19 protein-coding genes are annotated in these 17,464 nt (G+C 31.1%); 12 read left to right on the top strand and 7 right to left on the bottom strand.

The window, feature by feature from the left end:
- Window positions 1–214: 214 nt before the first annotated feature.
- The 7 genes from E0K96_RS02090 (at window position 215) to E0K96_RS02060 (ending at window position 7,558) form a co-directional block, all read left to right on the top strand.
- Window positions 215–1,273 carry a hypothetical protein gene (locus E0K96_RS02090; RefSeq protein ID WP_168080824.1) on the top strand — a complete coding sequence of 353 codons (1,059 nt, stop codon included), beginning with the start codon at window positions 215–217 and terminating at the stop codon, window positions 1,271–1,273.
- Window positions 1,274–1,404: 131 nt separating this feature from the next.
- Window positions 1,405–2,007, top strand: coding sequence for a hypothetical protein (locus E0K96_RS02085; protein WP_168080822.1), 603 nt, complete (start codon window positions 1,405–1,407; stop codon window positions 2,005–2,007).
- A gap of 9 nt (window positions 2,008–2,016) precedes the next feature.
- The gene (locus E0K96_RS02080; protein ID WP_168080820.1) at window positions 2,017–3,012 is read left to right on the top strand and encodes a helix-turn-helix transcriptional regulator; all 996 of its coding nucleotides are present in this window, start codon (window positions 2,017–2,019) and stop codon (window positions 3,010–3,012) included.
- A gap of 23 nt (window positions 3,013–3,035) precedes the next feature.
- Window positions 3,036–3,713 (top strand): response regulator transcription factor, encoded by a 678-nt coding sequence (locus E0K96_RS02075; protein ID WP_087244349.1) that lies wholly within the window; start codon window positions 3,036–3,038, stop codon window positions 3,711–3,713.
- Window positions 3,706–4,689, top strand: coding sequence for a sensor histidine kinase (locus E0K96_RS02070; protein ID WP_168080818.1), 984 nt, complete (start codon window positions 3,706–3,708; stop codon window positions 4,687–4,689). The genes E0K96_RS02075 and E0K96_RS02070 overlap by 8 nt, the downstream gene beginning before the upstream one ends.
- Before the next feature lie 102 nt (window positions 4,690–4,791).
- Complete coding sequence (locus E0K96_RS02065) at window positions 4,792–5,550, top strand: ABC transporter ATP-binding protein (protein ID WP_168080816.1); 759 nt, start codon at window positions 4,792–4,794, stop codon at window positions 5,548–5,550.
- Window position 5,551: 1 nt separating this feature from the next.
- Window positions 5,552–7,558 (top strand): ABC transporter permease, encoded by a 2,007-nt coding sequence (locus E0K96_RS02060; RefSeq protein ID WP_168080814.1) that lies wholly within the window; start codon window positions 5,552–5,554, stop codon window positions 7,556–7,558.
- 67 nt (window positions 7,559–7,625) lie between these two features.
- On the opposite strand, the gene E0K96_RS02055 is transcribed toward E0K96_RS02060, so the two are convergent.
- The 5 genes from E0K96_RS02055 to E0K96_RS02035 all read right to left on the bottom strand — a co-directional run bounded on the left by E0K96_RS02055 (window position 7,626) and on the right by E0K96_RS02035 (window position 12,396).
- Complete coding sequence (locus E0K96_RS02055) at window positions 7,626–7,973, bottom strand: DUF2200 domain-containing protein (RefSeq protein ID WP_206080535.1); 348 nt, start codon at window positions 7,971–7,973, stop codon at window positions 7,626–7,628.
- A complete protein-coding gene (locus E0K96_RS02050; protein WP_168080812.1) occupies window positions 7,973–9,007 on the bottom strand; it encodes an aspartate-semialdehyde dehydrogenase in 1,035 nt (344 codons plus the stop codon). Before E0K96_RS02050 ends, E0K96_RS02055 begins: the two co-directional genes overlap by 1 nt.
- 13 nt (window positions 9,008–9,020) lie before the next feature.
- A complete protein-coding gene (locus E0K96_RS02045; protein WP_168080810.1) occupies window positions 9,021–10,250 on the bottom strand; it encodes an aspartate kinase in 1,230 nt (409 codons plus the stop codon).
- A gap of 6 nt (window positions 10,251–10,256) precedes the next feature.
- Entirely contained in the window at window positions 10,257–11,411 is a 1,155-nt protein-coding gene (locus tag E0K96_RS02040) for a homoserine dehydrogenase (RefSeq protein WP_087244103.1), read from the bottom strand.
- 235 nt (window positions 11,412–11,646) lie between these two features.
- Complete coding sequence (locus tag E0K96_RS02035) at window positions 11,647–12,396, bottom strand: HAD-IIB family hydrolase (protein ID WP_168080808.1); 750 nt, start codon at window positions 12,394–12,396, stop codon at window positions 11,647–11,649.
- Between the two features lie 130 nt (window positions 12,397–12,526).
- Between E0K96_RS02035 and E0K96_RS02030 the strand changes: the two genes are divergently transcribed.
- The 5 genes from E0K96_RS02030 to E0K96_RS02010 all read left to right on the top strand — a co-directional run bounded on the left by E0K96_RS02030 (window position 12,527) and on the right by E0K96_RS02010 (window position 16,144).
- The gene (locus tag E0K96_RS02030; protein WP_168080806.1) at window positions 12,527–13,309 is read left to right on the top strand and encodes a MerR family transcriptional regulator; all 783 of its coding nucleotides are present in this window, start codon (window positions 12,527–12,529) and stop codon (window positions 13,307–13,309) included.
- Window positions 13,310–13,311: 2 nt separating this feature from the next.
- Window positions 13,312–14,127 carry an ABC transporter ATP-binding protein gene (locus E0K96_RS02025; protein WP_168080804.1) on the top strand — a complete coding sequence of 272 codons (816 nt, stop codon included), beginning with the start codon at window positions 13,312–13,314 and terminating at the stop codon, window positions 14,125–14,127.
- Window positions 14,124–14,855 (top strand): ABC transporter permease, encoded by a 732-nt coding sequence (locus tag E0K96_RS02020; protein WP_168080802.1) that lies wholly within the window; start codon window positions 14,124–14,126, stop codon window positions 14,853–14,855. The genes E0K96_RS02025 and E0K96_RS02020 overlap by 4 nt, the downstream gene beginning before the upstream one ends.
- Window positions 14,856–14,878: 23 nt before the next feature.
- The gene (locus E0K96_RS02015) at window positions 14,879–15,571 is read left to right on the top strand and encodes a GNAT family N-acetyltransferase (RefSeq protein ID WP_168080800.1); all 693 of its coding nucleotides are present in this window, start codon (window positions 14,879–14,881) and stop codon (window positions 15,569–15,571) included.
- Window positions 15,572–15,739: 168 nt separating this feature from the next.
- Complete coding sequence (locus tag E0K96_RS02010) at window positions 15,740–16,144, top strand: hypothetical protein (RefSeq protein ID WP_168080798.1); 405 nt, start codon at window positions 15,740–15,742, stop codon at window positions 16,142–16,144.
- A gap of 65 nt (window positions 16,145–16,209) precedes the next feature.
- On the opposite strand, the gene E0K96_RS02005 is transcribed toward E0K96_RS02010, so the two are convergent.
- Window positions 16,210–16,899 carry a radical SAM protein gene (locus E0K96_RS02005; protein ID WP_168080796.1) on the bottom strand — a complete coding sequence of 230 codons (690 nt, stop codon included), beginning with the start codon at window positions 16,897–16,899 and terminating at the stop codon, window positions 16,210–16,212.
- Window positions 16,845–17,444, bottom strand: a complete 600-nt coding sequence (locus E0K96_RS02000) for an ECF transporter S component family protein (RefSeq protein ID WP_087244111.1) — start codon at window positions 17,442–17,444, stop codon at window positions 16,845–16,847. The genes E0K96_RS02005 and E0K96_RS02000 overlap by 55 nt, the downstream gene beginning before the upstream one ends.
- Between the last annotated feature and the right edge of the window lie 20 nt (window positions 17,445–17,464).

Raw genomic sequence — 17,464 nt, 5'->3', positions numbered from 1 at the left:
CGTATAATAGAATCAATATTTGATAAAGATATTTCAATAGAAAGCAACAATGAGTATTGTAAATAATATTCATTGTCTTTTTTATAAGGAAATTAAGAAAGTGATTATTAAAAATATTTTTATTATAAATAAATTATAAAAAATTATTTTAATATTAACTTTTGTTTTTATGTCATCAAAATCTTTGTTATAATGAAAGAGAGGATGAGTATATATGAATAGAAAATGGTATTTTTTAGAGTACGTAGGAGCTCTTATATGTGCATTTATGGCTAACATTGAATATCAATTTTCATATATGAATGGTATTCATTTATTATTGTGGATCATTTATTTTGGAATATTTCTTTATTTTAAAGAACATATTTTCTATTGTGTGTTGAATGTTTTGATGGCTTTCAGTGTATGTCTTTCATTAATCATAGGGATAATAACGAATCCACAGCCTGTTTGTATTATCTTTGATTCTATCATGATGATGTTTTTACTTGTTTTAGCCATTGTTTTGTTTATAAAAAGAAGATCTGTCAATCCAAATAATCAAATTCTTAATGAACTGAAATATACAATACGTGATGGAAATGGAACGGTGGAACATCCTTATATTCTTGATGAAAACACTCTACCTCCTCTATGGAAAGAGATGATTGATGAACAAAACCATAAAGTCAGTTATGCTTTAAATGGTGCAGGCCAAGAATATAAAGATTTCTCATTGAATATTGAGGATTATATTTTGGCTGGGAATAAACATAAAAAACAGGAGCTGGGTGGATATTGGATTTATCAAAGTGATATGCCTGTGTTTAAAAATGAAGGCACATTATGGATAAAAACAGTGATTTATTTATCTTATCCTGACTGTCAGTTATTATATGAATTATTGAAGGATTATAAACAGTGGCAAGTTATTCAGAAAAACATTTTATCTTTATCCAAGCTGTCTTATGAAGAGAGGTATTCTTTATTAAGAAAACATCAGATATCCAAACAACATTGTCAAGTTTTATTCAAAGTCTTAGGGATGACAGATCATATATTGAGTTCATCCGTGATTTTAGATCTTGTTAAAAATAAGTTTCATCTATCACGCTACCAAGAAGCCATGGAATATCAAGAAGGTATGCTTTATTGTGTATATTGTTTTACACATCAGGGACAATGGTTTCAATGTATTCTTGAGGATAACTGGAAAATCTATCCTATACTTTATGAGCCATCTTCTTATTACGGCCAGGGTATTTATCAATCATTTGGACAAGATTTTGTATAAAGCAAAATCTTTTTCTATATATAAAAAATAAAAAAAGTGTTTTAACTCCGTTTTTTAGGTGTTAAAATAGGTATAAAGTCATCTTCAAAATCATAAAATGGGTATAATGATAATACAAGGAGATGACATATATGAAAAAAACTTATCAAAAACAAGAAATGATCACTTTTGTTCAAAAGAAAAATTATGTATTAGAAATTATGAAAGATTCATCTGTATTGGAGTTATTTGCCAGTTGCTTACATGAAAAAGAACTGGGTCATTTATTATATGATAAAAGACTTTATCAACAGCTTTTTATAGCTGCTTTAAGACATTTATATCAGGCGCAGAATTATCAGGATATGGAAAATGATTTAATGATGATGAATAGTTTGTTTTCACATCAGGATTATTTGTTGTTGAAAGAAGATATTTTTAAAAAAATAGCTAAAAAAACAATAACATTACAAGAATATTGTGTGATCCGATATCTGATTCCTTTTGAGAATATGTCTTTTTCTCAAGTCATTTCTATTCTTGAACATCAATATCATGTAGATACACTGGATTGTGCTAAAATATGTCTATTGGAAGATGAATATCATTTAGCCTATCAATATTTATTGAAGCTAGATGACTGCCAGGATGAAGTTGTCTTAGATTTGCTTTGTAGCTACAGCATGAAAGACTATCTTTCATTAATGCGTCATTACAACAGGAAGAAAAGTTATCAGCTTGTTATGAGTCATTAGGAGTCTATTATGGGAAAAAGAATGTTTTATGTACTGAAGATGATTTTACAAACGCCAAATAAAGCCATTACAGCTTTAGAAATACAGGAAGCTTTAATGAAACAGGATATGAAGATTGATATTAAAACTGTTTATTCTTGTATCAAACAAATCAATGATTTTTTTAATAGTTGGATAGGTAGAAATTTGATTGTCTCTTATCATAAATTAGGTTATAGGATAGATGAAGATATATTTGAGGATGGTGAATTACAATTTTTATTAGATCAGATTGCCTTTCATCAGGATTTAAATAGAGAAGATCAGCAACATTTACAAAAGAAACTTCTCACAGTATCTTCTTTTCATCAACAAAAGCGTCTCGTCTTGTTTCAGCCAAGTGAACGTCAGCATTCTTTTTCTCTATTTATTAATTTAACAGTTATTATGAAAGCTATTGAACATCAAAAAGCTATTTCTTTTCAGTATATTGATTATGATATTCAAAATCATCAATTCATAGAGGTGGCTTCACAAAGAGGGAATAAAGATGCTCAATATATTGTTTCTCCTTATTCTTTAACTTCTCAAAATAATCATTATTATATGATTGCCTATAATGAAAAACATCCCCAACAATTAACCAATTATCGTATTGATCGTATGCGTGCTATTCAGACTTTAAATAAAGGATATATCAATGTTCAGGAACAATTTGATATCCAAAATGAAATTGAAAAGATGATGAATATGTTTATATCTCATCATCGTGATACATTGGTTATTGAATGTGATTATAAACAGTTAAGAGAGATAGTATCACGTTTTGGATTGAATATGCGAGTACAGCGTTTATATCAGGAACGTTTATTATTAACAATTGAAGATGTTTCTATTTCAGAAGGATTGATTGGCTGGATTATGATGATGCAAACTCAAATTAAAGTGATTTCTCCACAGTATCTACATGATGACATCAAGTCGCGTATAAAAGCTATGCACAACCTTTATCAAGATATGTTATAATGGAATTGGAGTGGGTGATGAAAATGCAAAAAATCATGATTGTCGAAGATGATGAAGTCATCGCTTTAGCAATTCAAAAACATTTAGAAACATGGAATTATGAAGTTGAAGTTGTGGATGATTTTGAACATGTTTTAGATCTTTATCTTCAAAAACAGCCAGAACTTATTTTATTAGATATCTCCTTACCTTTTTATAATGGATATCATTGGTGTGAACAGATTCGTAAAGTATCTTCAGTGCCTATTATCTTTATTTCATCTGCCAATGAGAATATGAATATTGTCATGGCTATTTCTATGGGAGCAGATGATTTTATCACAAAACCTTTTGATTTTCATGTCTTAACAGCGAAAATTCAGGCGTTACTTCGTCGTACATATTCTTTTTCTAAATCTATGCAGGTTTTAACATATAAAGATTTGGTTTTAAATATCTTAGATGCTACTATTTCTTATCATCATCAGACTATTGAACTGACGAAAAATGAATTAAAGATTTTACAGGTTCTCTTTGAAAAATCAGAAGTATTTGTATCACGTGATGATTTAATGATGGCATTATGGCAAAGCAATGAATTTATAGATGATAATACTTTAAGTGTGAATATGAATAGATTAAGAAAGAAATTAGATGATTTTCATATTGAACATCTTATTCAAACAAAAAAAGGATTAGGTTATAAGCTGGCTTATGAATAGATTACTGCATTATTTTTATGATAAAAAAGCTTTTTATATTCTCTATTTATCATGCATTGGTATTTTTTGTCTGATTCTTTATTTATATAATGTTTTCATTGAAGCTGTCATCTATGCGACTATTTTATGTCTGGTTTTATTGATTGTTTATTTTGCGATTGATTATTTTTTCTATTATCAAAAAACGAATAATTTAGAATCAATCTTTCAATTAGAAGATATGATTTTATTAGATTTACCACAAAGTTCAGGATATATTGAAACTCAATATCAATTATTGATTCATCAGATCCATCATTTATTAAAAGAAATGAAAGAACAACATGAAATACATAATCAGGATATGTTAGATTATTTCACTTTATGGGTTCATCAAATCAAAACACCTATTTTTGCATTAAGACTTTTAATTACATCTCAAAGTGCTTCAACAAACGATATGCTTTTACAAGTTTTAAGAATTGAACAATATGTAGATATGGCTTTACATTATATGAAATTAGAACAGATTTCTTCTGATTTACGTATCAAACGTTATGATTTCAATGAGCTCATTCAAGATGTCATAAAAAAACAAGCAACTTTTTTTATTCAAAAGAAATTAACTTTAAAAATTGATCCAATAGATTTACAGGTTTTGACTGATGCCAAATGGTTATCCTTTGTTTTGGAACAGATTTTATCCAATGCATTGAAATATACCAAAACAGGTGGCATACATATTTTTGTTGAAGATGAAGTTTTATATATTGAAGATACGGGTATTGGGATTAAACAGGAGGATTTACCAAGACTGTTTGAAAAAGGCTTTACAGGATATAATGGAAGAATGGATAAAAAAGCAAGTGGTCTAGGATTATATTTATGTGCTCGCATATTAAAATATTTAGGACATCCTATTCATATCCAGTCAACTCAAGGAGTGGGAACAACAGTGATGATTGATTTTCATGTTAAGGATTTGCAAGTTGAATAAATCTTACAGAAATGTAAGTTATAACAGAGAAATTGTAAGATAAATCAATGGTACATATTTCTCTTTTTTTATAAACTATAAGTGTACAAAGGAGGAGTTAAAATGTCATTACTGGAAGTTAAAAATTTAAAGAAAATTTATACAACACATTTTTCAAATCAACAGGTACAGGCATTATCCAATGTTACTTTTAGTGTAGAAGAAGGTGAGTATGTTGCGATTATGGGTGAATCTGGAAGCGGGAAAACAACTTTATTAAATATTCTGGCTTCATTAGATCAGCCAACCAGTGGACAGGTCTTATTAAATGGTCAAGATATTACCCATTTAAAGGAAAAAGAAATCTCACAGTTTAGAAGAAAGAATCTTGGTTTTGTATTTCAGGATTTTAATCTATTAGATACATTTTCTATCAAAGATAATATTTTCTTACCACTTGTCTTATCTAAAGAACCTTATCCTGTTATGCAACAGAAATTAAAAGCTTTAGCACCAAAACTGGGTATTGAGGATTTATTAGAGAAATATCCATATGAAATATCTGGTGGACAGAAACAAAGAGTTGCTGTTGCAAGAGCACTCATTACACATCCTCAACTTGTTCTGGCAGATGAACCTACTGGTGCCCTTGATTCAAAGTCAACGGATCAATTGTTGGAAATTTTTGATACAGTCAATCAGGAAGGGCAAACAATTTTAATGGTGACTCATAGTACTAAAGCAGCCAGCTATGCTTCAAGAGTCTTATTTATTAGAGATGGTGAAGTTTTCCATCAAATTTACAAAGGAAATCAAACGAATCAGCAAATGTATCAAAGTATTTCAGATACACTAACATTACTTGCGACAGGAGGGAAATAAAATGAAATCTTTCTTTTATCCCCGTCTGGCATTAACCAATCTCAAAAAGAATTCTAAGTTATATTTTCCATATTTATTAACAAGTTCCTTTACTGTCATGATGTTTTATTTAATTAATTATCTAGCATCACATAAAGGTTTAGAACAAATGGCAACGGGTTCAAGTACAATGCAGATCATCTTGAATTTAGGAATTATTGTGATGGTTATCTTTTCTGTCATTTTCTTATTTTATATGAATAGTTTCCTGATGAAACGTCGAAAAAAAGAAATAGCCTTATACAATATTTTAGGGTTAGAAAAGAAACACATTATGATGATGATGTTGTGTGAAACCATCATCACAACATTGATTTCATTTGTTATGGGATTTCTTTTTGGTATTATTTTTAGTCAACTGGTTTCATTAGTATTGATTCATTTAATGGGACTATCTACAACCTTGACATTTCATATTTCATGGTCATCTTTTCTAGTTACAGTTATTGTCTTTTTACCTATTTATTTGGCTTCTTATCTCATTCATGTGATTCAAATTCAATTATCAAACCCTATTGAATTATTAAGAGGTTCTCAAAGTGGTGAAAAAGAACCGAAGACCAAATGGCTGATGACAATCATTGGTTTGGTAACACTTGGATTAGGATATTATATTGCTATTACGATTGATGATCCAACGACAGCGATGGTTTTGTTTTTTGTAGCTGTTATCTTGGTTATTATTGGAACCTATTGTTTATTTACTGCAGGTTCTATTACAATTTTAAAACTTTTAAAGAAAAATAAGCATTTCTATTATCAGACAAAACACTTTACTTCTGTGTCTCAGTTAATTTATCGTATGAAACAAAATGCTGTAGGACTGGCTAGTATCTGTATTTTATGTACATGTATATTGGTTATGTTGTCAAGTACAGTCTCACTCTATTTTGGAATTGAAGATACAATTACAGCTTATCAGCAGGATAGTTTTCAGCTTAAAGTTTATGGCTATGATGATGGAACATTGCCAAGTGATCAGGAGTTTGCAAAGATTTATTCACAAATGCAGACTGAATTAGAGAATCATGATATTGGTATTGATAGTTTTATTCATACCAAAAGATATTCAGTCAGTGTACGTTTTGGAAATAATCATATTTTAACAGATAAGGAAACAGGAAATTTTGTTGTGGGATATTTAGTAGGTATGACACAGGATGAATATAATCGTGCCTATCATCAAAATGTTCAATTAAGTGGTCAGAATATTTTAGTGAGCAGTAATTTCTTTGACTTTGGAGATACTTTAGATATAGATCAACAAAAATATCCAATTCAGGAAGTTGTGCATCAACCCTATTTATTACCTAATGAAAATCCTACTGCGCAAAGAAATCTGATAGTTATTATGAAAGATGAAGAAGCTATTCAAGAAATGATGTCACATTTCTTTGGAGATACTATCCAACCAACAGAAAATCTTTCTATTGTATATCATGATCAGTCTCAAGAAAAAGAAGCTGAAGACATATTAAGAAAGTGTTTAGATAACTTTGTCTTAGAAACAGAGACAGAACAGGGAGGTATTTCTTTCTATCGTTCTTCATTATATGAAGTCAGAATCATGTTGATGGAATTGTATGGAAGTTTATTTTTCTTAGGTATTTTCTTAGGCATCTTATTTTTAATGGCTACAATATTAATTATGTACTATAAACAGTTATCAGAAGGTTATGAAGATCAAAAACGCTTTGAAATTATGCAAAAAGTTGGTATGAGTACAAAAGAAGTGAAACAGACTATTCGTTCTCAAGTTTTAATCTTCTTCTTTTTACCACTGATAGCTTCAGTTATTCACATGGCATTTGCTTTCCATTTGATAACTATGATGTTTAGTTATATTGTTTTGAGTGGAACAGAGGTGTTTATTACATGTACAATCATCTCAGTCATTATTGTGGCGATTGTTTATGCGATTGTCTATGTCTTTACATCAAGAACATATTATCGTATTGTTAAGAATTAAGGGAAGATGAATGAATGTTCATCTTCTTTTTTTGAATAAAAAAAGAAGTGAAATAAAATTCACTTCGTTATTTTCTTAATATTTTATCTAAGTTTTTTCCTTTAGCCAGTTCATCTATCAGTTTATCAAGATAGCGTATATTTTGCATCATAGGATCTTCAATGGTTTCTAGTTTAACACCGCAGATACTACCTTTGATTAAAAATCGTTTTTCATTTAAGCATGGTGCCTGAAGAAAGAAATGTTCATAATCAATAGATGTTTCCAACATTGCATGAATTTGTTCCTGATGATAGCCTGTTAACCATTGAATGACTGTATCAACTTCTTCTTGGTTACGTCCTTTTTTCAATGCTTTTTGAAGCAGTAAAGAATAGATTTGAGAAAAGGGCATCTGGAAGACTTTATGACTCATTATAACAATCCCATCTCTATCATCTTTAAGCCAATATCAACAGAGTTGTATGCAGCACCTTTCATAAGCTGATCAGCCACAATCCATAAGCTTAAAGCATGATCATTATCTAAATCTTGACGGACACGCCCCACATGGACAAGTTCATCACCAATAAATAGAGTTGCCATAGGATAAATCTGATTTTCAATATCATCATAGAGTTCAACACCATGAGAATTTGATAATAATTCAAAGACTTTATCCATATCAATTGGTTTTTTTGTTTCGATATAAACAGATTCACTATGTCCTCTGAGTACGGGAACACGGACACAAGTGGCATTAACTTTGATATCTTTATTAAAGATTTTCTTTGTTTCATTCACCATTTTCATTTCTTCTTTTGTAAAATGATTATCTAAATCAAATTTATCCACTTGAGGAATACAGTTGAAAGCAATTGGATAATGTTTTTTATCAGAAGCACAAGGTAATGTTTTGGCAACAGGTTCTTTACCATCTAAAACTTCTTGTGACTGACGATATAATTCTTCCATTCCAGCAACACCAGCACCTGAAACAGCCTGATAAGTTGACACAATAATTCTTTCAATATCAAAATATTCATTTAAACGATTTAAAGCACTGACCATTTGAATCGTTGTACAGTTTGGATTAGCAATAATCCCTTTATGTTCTTTTAATGCATAGGCATTGACTTCTGGAACAACTAATGGAACATCAGGATCCATTCTAAAATGAGAAGTATTATCAATATTGATACAACCAGCTTGAACAGCGTAAGGCATATATTTTTCAGAAATACTTCCACCAGCACTCCAGAAAGCAACGTCAATACCTTCAAATGAATTTTCAGTTAATTCTTCAACAACAAATTCATGTCCTTCATATTCAATCACTTTTCCAGCACTTCTTGAAGAAGCTAATAATTTTAAACTTTCAAATGGGAAGTGAAACTGAAAAATACATCTTAACATTTCTCTACCCACTGCACCAGTAGCTCCAACAATTGCAACTTTATATTTTTTCATTTTTATAGTCCTCCTAACCTAAGAATGCTTCATGTAATAAAACCTGTGCTCTTTTGACATCATCTCGATCAATATAACAAGAAATATTAATTTCACTACAAGAAGTCATTTCCACATTAATATCATGGCTCATGAGTGTATTATAAACTTTTTGGAACATACCTTTATTATTTTTAATACCAACACCAATGACAGCCACTTTTCCAATATTTCCTCGCACAATCGTTTTTTTAGCCTGTAATGTTTCTTTTAAATCATTAATGACTTCAACGACAGCAGGAACATCTTTATCATTAATGATTAAAGAAATATCCATTCTACCGCCACCGACTAATGCCTGACTGAAGACATTGACATTGACATTAGCATCAGCAATTTTTTCAAAGAGTTCACCAGCACCATTGACTTTGGCATCAACACCAACGAGAGTAATTCTCGCTTCATTTTGTGAACCAGTAATTCCAGATATAATGAATTGATTTAAATGATCTTTCATAATTTTTTCATCTCCTAACACATATGTTCCTTGACTTTCATCGAAAGAACTTCTTGCATGAATCACAATATCATGTTTGGCAGCCAATTGTACACAACGATGGTTGAGAACTTTAGCGCCATTTTTAGAAAGTTCCAGCATTTCTGAATAACTGATATAATTTAATTTCATCGCATCAGGAACAATACGAGGATCAGCTGTATAAATACCGTTAACATCACTATATATTTCAACTTCATTGGCATCTATTGCAACACCAATAGCAACGGCAGATAAGTCACTGCCACCACGACCTAAAGTAGTAATTTTTCCATTTTGAGAATATCCCTGAAATCCTGGACAAATCACAATATCAGCATTTTTAAGTTTATCTAAAATATGTTTTCCCTCTACGGTTGTAATCGTTGCATTTTGATGATGTGAATCTGTCAAAATACCCAGTTCGGCATTTGTTACCGTGTCTACAACATAGCCTTTTTTAGCCAGTTCACTTTTGACAACAAGTGTTGAAATCGTTTCTCCAATACTTGTTAAACGATCAATTTCTTCATCTGTTAATTGATCTGTATGAACAATGGATAGAAGGGTATCTGTTGCATAGGGATCATCATAGCGCCCCATCGCACTGACCACAGCAACAACTTTGTTGCCTTTATCGTGTTCACGAATAATATTTTTATACATATGTTCACGTGTTTCAATACTACGTGTTGAGGTTCCACCAAATTTTTGAACAATTATTTTCATGTTATTTTAACCCCTTACTTTCAATAAATTATAGGTTTCATCTTGAAGTTGTTGTTTTAACTCATTCAGTTCAATAGGATTTGTAATGTAGATATGATCATGATCTTGAGAATAATACATTTCATAGTCAATATCTAGAGGATGATCACATCTGATATAATATTTAGAATATGTAATTGGATAAATCTCTTCTACATATTGATATTGATGTTGCCATATTGTTGGTTGATGTGTTTTGATGATATCACTCACAACAGCACTGGCAGTGACATAACGCCCAGCACCTTTACCATAGAAAATCACATTTTCTAAATAATTACAAGTGATTTCTACTACATTATATGCTTGATTCACATTCGCAACAATGTCTTTTATACCAATTAAGGTAGGAGAAACATCAATTCCATAACCATGATCAAGTTTTTTAGCCTGTGCAATCAACTTAATACGGTATCCTAATTTTTTAGCATAGTCTATATCTTTCTTTGTGACTTTTCGAATACCTGTACATTGAATCTTATTGAAATCAAAGAAAATCTCAAAAGCATTCATAGTTAAAATACAAATCTTATGTGCAGCATCAATCCCATCTAAATCCAAGCTGGCATCGGCTTCTACATATCCTAAGCCATCAGCTATTGTGAGAGCTTCCTGAAAATCCAAATTATCTGTTTCCATTAATGTTAAAATGAAATTTGTTGTTCCATTTAAAATACCTTCGATTTTCTCAATCTCATTAGCAATTAAATCTTCTTTAGCCGGAACAACGACAGGAATACCACCACCCACAGCAGCTTCATAATAGATTTTAGCATGATACTTGGCTGCAGTTTCGAAGATTTCCTGGCCATCATGTGCAATCAATGCTTTGTTTGCAGTGACAACATGTTTCCCTTTTTTTAAGGCTTCTAAAATGATTGTTTTAGCAATTGTTGTTCCACCAATTAATTCTACCACAACATCAACTTCATCATCATTTAAAACATCATGAAAATCTTGGGTATAGATGATACCATCTGGTAAAGTCACTTCGTTTAAGGCACAGCCATATTTAACTGTCACTTCTTCATGAATGTGCTTTTCTAATCTTTCTTTTTGTTGTGTTAAGATTTCTACAACGCCAAACCCAACAGTTCCTAGACCAATAACACCAATTTTCATATGATACCCCCTCTAAATAAAAAATCTCATTCTTCATGAGATATGGTTTTCTTTGACAACAATCTAGACACTCTCATATGATCGGCTATGATATATTCATGTTTACAAATCCGCATGAAAATGTCCTCCTTTGTTATTGCATTGATAATATCATTTTTGTATACATTTGTCAATTTATGAATAGATAATTTTGAAATAAGCGAAAAAAGATGCTTTATTTTTATTAAAAATAAAATTATTTTTCAATATCTAAAATACACTTGGACAATTGTGAAACAATTTTCTTGGCATGTCTTTGAACTGGTAAGGGAGCATAATCAAAAGAATAACTATGTTGAATGGCATCTAACATAGGTAAATCATTATAGTTATCTCCAATTCCATAAACATGATCATGGGATAAGTGGAAATATTTTTCAATGATTTGAATACCTTTTCCTTTTGAACAGCCTTTCATCGCTAAATCTATATGTAGATTATTTTGAAAAGCTTCAATTTGATGACCGTATTTGTCAATAATGAGACGTGTCATCTTTTGAGCCAGGTCTAATTCATGATCTTGATAGTGAAATGAAAAAGCCTGAATATGTGTAAAAGGAAGCTCATTGAAAGAATGAATTTCATGATCAAAAATATGATCTTGAAATTTTGTATTAAGATGATATGTCACATCATTATGAACAATCGACATATTTTGTTTGCCAGTAAATTCATAGATGTCTTTGACTAAGGATATAGGAATCTGACTTTCAAAAATAGGTTCATAGTCCTTATTTAAAATGAGTCCCCCACTTAATAAAATAAAAAAATCATACTGAATATCATAAGGTTTTGAAGGACGTAAAATACCACTCAAACTTCGCCCAGAACAAATACCAAACAGATGTCCATGTTTTTGAAATTCATGAATAGCTTTAACATCTTCATCTTTCATATGATCTTCAAACCATAATGTATTATCAAAATCACTAGCAAGCAATTTCATACTTTCACCCCAAATCTTATTATAGGGGAATTCATATCGAAATACAAAGAGATTATATATATATTTTCGACAAAAATGCTTGTTTGTGACGTAACGTCATGAATTATAATAAAAGCAGGAGGGTTGGAAAATGAATAATCAGAAATATATGACAGTTGGAGAACTTGCAAAAAAGATGGGAACAACTGTTCGCACATTACAGTTTTATGATCAAAAAGGCTTGTTACATCCTAGCGGTGAAAGTGAAGGAGGTCGACGTCTTTATACTTATCAGGATATGATTTTACTTCATCAGATTCAATCTTTAAAATCATTAGGTTTTACTTTAGATGATATTAAAAATAGGATAGAAGTTTTAGATACACCTCAAAAAGTAGAACATGCGCTTCATCAACAGGAAGTCATGATTGAAGAAAAAATCAAACAGCTTCAAAATACATTATCAGCCATTAAAGCCTTAAAGATTGAAGTCAATCAAATGCAGACGGTTGATTTTAAAAAATATGCAGATATCATTGTGAATCTTCAAATGGATAATGAGTATTATTGGTTAATTAAACATTTTGATAATGAAACATTGGAACATATTCGTCAACAGTTTGATAAAGATAGTGGTCAGGAATTTATTCAACGATTTCATCAAATCAATGAAGACATCTTAAAGCTGAAGGCAAAACATCTTCCTCCAGAAGATGAACAGGTCCAGCAGATGACAGGTCAGTTTTGGAATTTGATTATGGAATTTACACAAGGGGATATGAGTTTATTGCCACGTTTAATGAAATTTGATCATTTAACTGATGCCCAAAATCAGGAATGGATTCAAAAACAAAATGAAGTCAATGATTATTTGAAACCGGCATTAGAAATTTATTTTCAAAAATTAGGAGATAATCCATTTGAGGGGGAATGATGATGGATACGATTATGCACGTTTCACATTTGAAAAAGAAGTATCAGACACTTGAGGTTTTAAAGGATGTTAGTTTTGATGTGAAAAAAGGGGAAATCTTTGGCATATTAGGAATGAATGGTGCTGGGAAAACAACAATCTTAGAATGCCTGGAAGGATTTTTAAAATATGATGAGGGGCAGATTGAAATTCATGGTCAAATAGGCATTCAGCTTCAATCTTCAGCTTTACCTGCTTATATGAAAGTGAAAGAAGCTATGAAGTTGTTTTCAAAATGGAAGCATGCACAGTTAGATGAAGATATAGTCAAGGCATTAGGTATTCAAGAAATAGCTGATCAGACATATAGGGAACTTTCGACAGGACAACAACGTCGTCTTCATCTGGCATTGGCTTTGATGGGACATCCTGATCTGCTTTTTCTAGATGAACCGACTGCAGGATTAGATGTCGCTGGACGAAAAGCCCTGCATGAAAATATTATCCAATGTCAAAAACAAGGAATGACGGTTGTTTTGACGAGTCATGATATGAATGAAGTGGAAAGCTTATGTGATCGTATTGGGATATTAAGGCAAGGAAAAATGGCTTTTATAGGAACAGTAGAAGAATTAGCGAAACAACTTGGACGATATTATTATATTAAGGTCAATAGTCAAGAAGGAGAAGAAGTTTATACGACACAACATATTCAACAGACATTGATGCAAATCTGTCAGGACTATCAAAAACAAAATCTTGATATTTTAGATATGACAGTCAATCGTGGGACTTTGGAACAGCACTTTTTAGAAGTCGCAAGGAGAAATGAAATATGAAAGCATTAGGTTATGGGATTTATTTACAATGGAAAATGGATATCCGTTCTCGTTCACTATTAATCACATGTTATTTAGTGCCATTACTCTTTTTCTTAATGATGGGCAGTGTTTTTACATCCATCATGCCTGAGTCTCAAGAAACATTGATGGCATCTATGACAGTCATGGGTGTTTCGATGGGGGCATATATTGGTTTACCACCATCTATTGCTGAAATTTATGGAACAGATATTAAGAAAATGTATATGGCCAATCATATACCTGAATATTTTGCAGTTTTGTCTTTATTTTTATCAGCATTTATTCATTTAATGATGATGAGCAGTCTGATTTATATTTTATCTCCTCTTCTTTTTGATGCAACATGTCCTATTCATCCAGTTTTATATTTTGTGATGTTGATATTATTTGTCTTGGTATCATTAAGTATAGCCTGTATTTTAGGATTGGCAGTTCATAATCAGGCCAAGCTGACTATGGTCAGTCAAATCATCTTTTTACCATCCATCATTTTATCTGGTATTATGTTTCCTGTTTCTTTATTACCTTCTTTTTTAGAAACCATTGGAAAACTTTGTCCAGCTACATGGGGTTATCTATTACTGATTGAACAACCTATACAATTATCAAACGTCTTGATTTTATGTACGATATTGATTGTTGCTTTAGTGATTTGTTATGCATTATTAAGATCAATTCGTTCTTCCTTTCGTCATCTGCCATGATATAATCAATACAGGAGGATAGAATGATGATATTAGATTCAATTGATGATATTGATTTTATTGAGCCATTACGTTTAAATATGACAGATGTTTTCTATCGTGAAGATGATGGCTTGATTATGCTGGAAAGAGAAAGTCAGTCTATCATGATTTCTATGACTGATATAGATAAGTTCAAAAGATTATGGAGTCAATGCCATTTAGATCAATATCAATTATATGATATCAAACAAAAAGAAGTTGTTGATTTACTGATCAATGAATATCATAAAAAAGATTATTTTGCCTGTTATCAGGCAGTTTATATGGCAACTCAGCTAATAGAATTCACAATTCCTGATCATGTTTCTATACGACTGTTGACTCAGAATTATCTTGATGATGTTTATCATATTTATCATCATATGAGTGATCGAGATTATATAAAAGATCGTATTGAAAAGAAAGCATTATGGGGATTGTTTCATGATGGCCAGTTAGCTGGATTTATTGGTATGCATCGAGAAGGAAGCATGGGAATTTTAGAAATCAAAAAAGAATATCAAAGACGCGGTTATGGTTCTTTGTTGGAAAGCTATTTGATTAATGAATTACTGAAACAAAAGAAAGTCCCTTATTGTCAGGTTGTCGTAGGAAACGAGGCATCATTAGCTTTACAAAGAAAATTAAATATGACTTTATCAACAACTTATTCTTATTGGGTATTTGATGAATAGAGTATTGACTTACCTGATAGGAGTCAATGGAATGGGGATGCATGTGCATCCCTTTTTTAAAACCAAAATATTGGAATTGTATATTCACAGGTTTTTCATATCTTTTTTATATAATATATATAATAAAAGTCTATTATATTTTCAAAGATAAGTAAGGAGCTCATCAATATGAAAAAGAAAACAAAAGGCATTATATTCATGATAGTTGTTGTGATAGCATTTATCGTTATATTTGATAATCAGCCAGTTGAAGTTAATAGAGAAATTCGTCATAATACAATCCATAAAAGAGAAGATATTCGATTGGTTATGGACAAAGCTATTGACAGTATGGATCAAGATGGTATAACAATAACAGATGTCTATTATGATGGAATGGAAAGTCAGACATTTGAAAAGAATCTGATTCATGAAGGGTATCAGGATGCTATAGTTGTTTATTTAGATTTTCATACAGGCTTTTTTCAGGCGCCACCTGAATTTGGGAAAAATGCATCTGTGTCAGGATATCAATATGAATGTGTTCAAAATTCTCAAGGTGAATGGGTATTGTTTGGAAACGGATATAGATAAATATAGTGATGGGTATAAAAAAATGTACGGTGTGTGTCGTACATTTTTTGTATATTTCAATTGTATTAATCTCCTACACCAAAATCAGTAGGATCACATAAAAAGTCATAGCGTGGATCATCTTGTAAATAGGCATAGTTTTGCATAAACCATTGAATTAAAGATTCATCTCTTTTGATAGGTGTTGAATTATTACGATAAATACTGATTGTTCCATAATCAAAATGATGAGTTAAAATATCCATATCTTTTTGAATCATTTCTTTTGTTTGTCCTTGAATACCAACCATTAGGCAAGGTGAATCAAAATATTTTTTTAATTCCTCAATGCTTGAAAAAGTCGCATTCTTATTGAGAACACGATTTCTAAAATCATCATCAAAAGATTCAACACCAATTTTTACAATCATATCAATACCAAAGAAATCTCTGATTTCCTGAATACGTTGATGATAAATCCAGTGACTTTCTACAAAGAGTGTGTGAATATTTTTATCATGAATAATTTGTTGAATCAGTGATAGTGTTGGTTGAGGTAATTCAAAAATACTGGCAGAGTCAATGATTTCTAAAACACCATATTCACCAGTAACATGACTTAAAACGTCCTGATTGATTTTAATCATTTCTTCTGTACATGTAGAATTATCTTCAATATAATCACAAAATGTGCATTTTGACCAGGCACATGGTCTGGCTTTTAAAAGAACGATTTCTCTTTTGTGCTTGTTTTCAATGCGGCTGTATCTTTCCATGCTATCCCCCATTTCTCATAAAGATGTCCTCTTTCAATAATCGCCTTTGTCAGACATACGGCAAAGAATTTATCCAAGTAATCAGTAAAAACTTGAACAAGCAAGATACTGAATACTAATGGTAATCCTAAGTGATGAAAGACAACGACAAAAGTGCTGCTGGCACCAGAAGTGATTCCGTTAAATAAACCAGCTGTAATGCAGGCACTCAATAATGATGTTGGAATACCAACTAATAATGAACCAATAGGTGTACGCCATCCTTTGAGCCATTTGCCATGATAGAGTAATCCAGCAAAGAAGCCTGTGAACAGTTGCACAGGAGCATAATAGAAGGAATACATATCAAAAGTGATTCCACTCGTTATACTTCCTAATACACCAGTTAACATGGCATATTTAGGACCTAAAAGTCCGGCCACCAATATGGTTCCAATAGAATCCATATAAAATGGAATAGAGAGTGTCATAGCAATGAATGCTCCCATAACATTGAAAACAATCCCCATGACAATAACCATTTGCATTTTTGTTTTCTTTTTCATATTTCATTTTCCTTTCTTCT

The sequence above is a fragment of the Massilimicrobiota sp. SW1139 genome (genome assembly GCF_012027715.1).
In the GTDB taxonomy this organism is placed as follows: Bacteria; Bacillota_I; Bacilli_A; order Erysipelotrichales; family Coprobacillaceae; genus Allocoprobacillus; species Allocoprobacillus merdigallinarum.
Note: the sequence above shows the minus strand (reverse complement) of the source record. Positions and strands in the feature narration are given on the sequence as shown.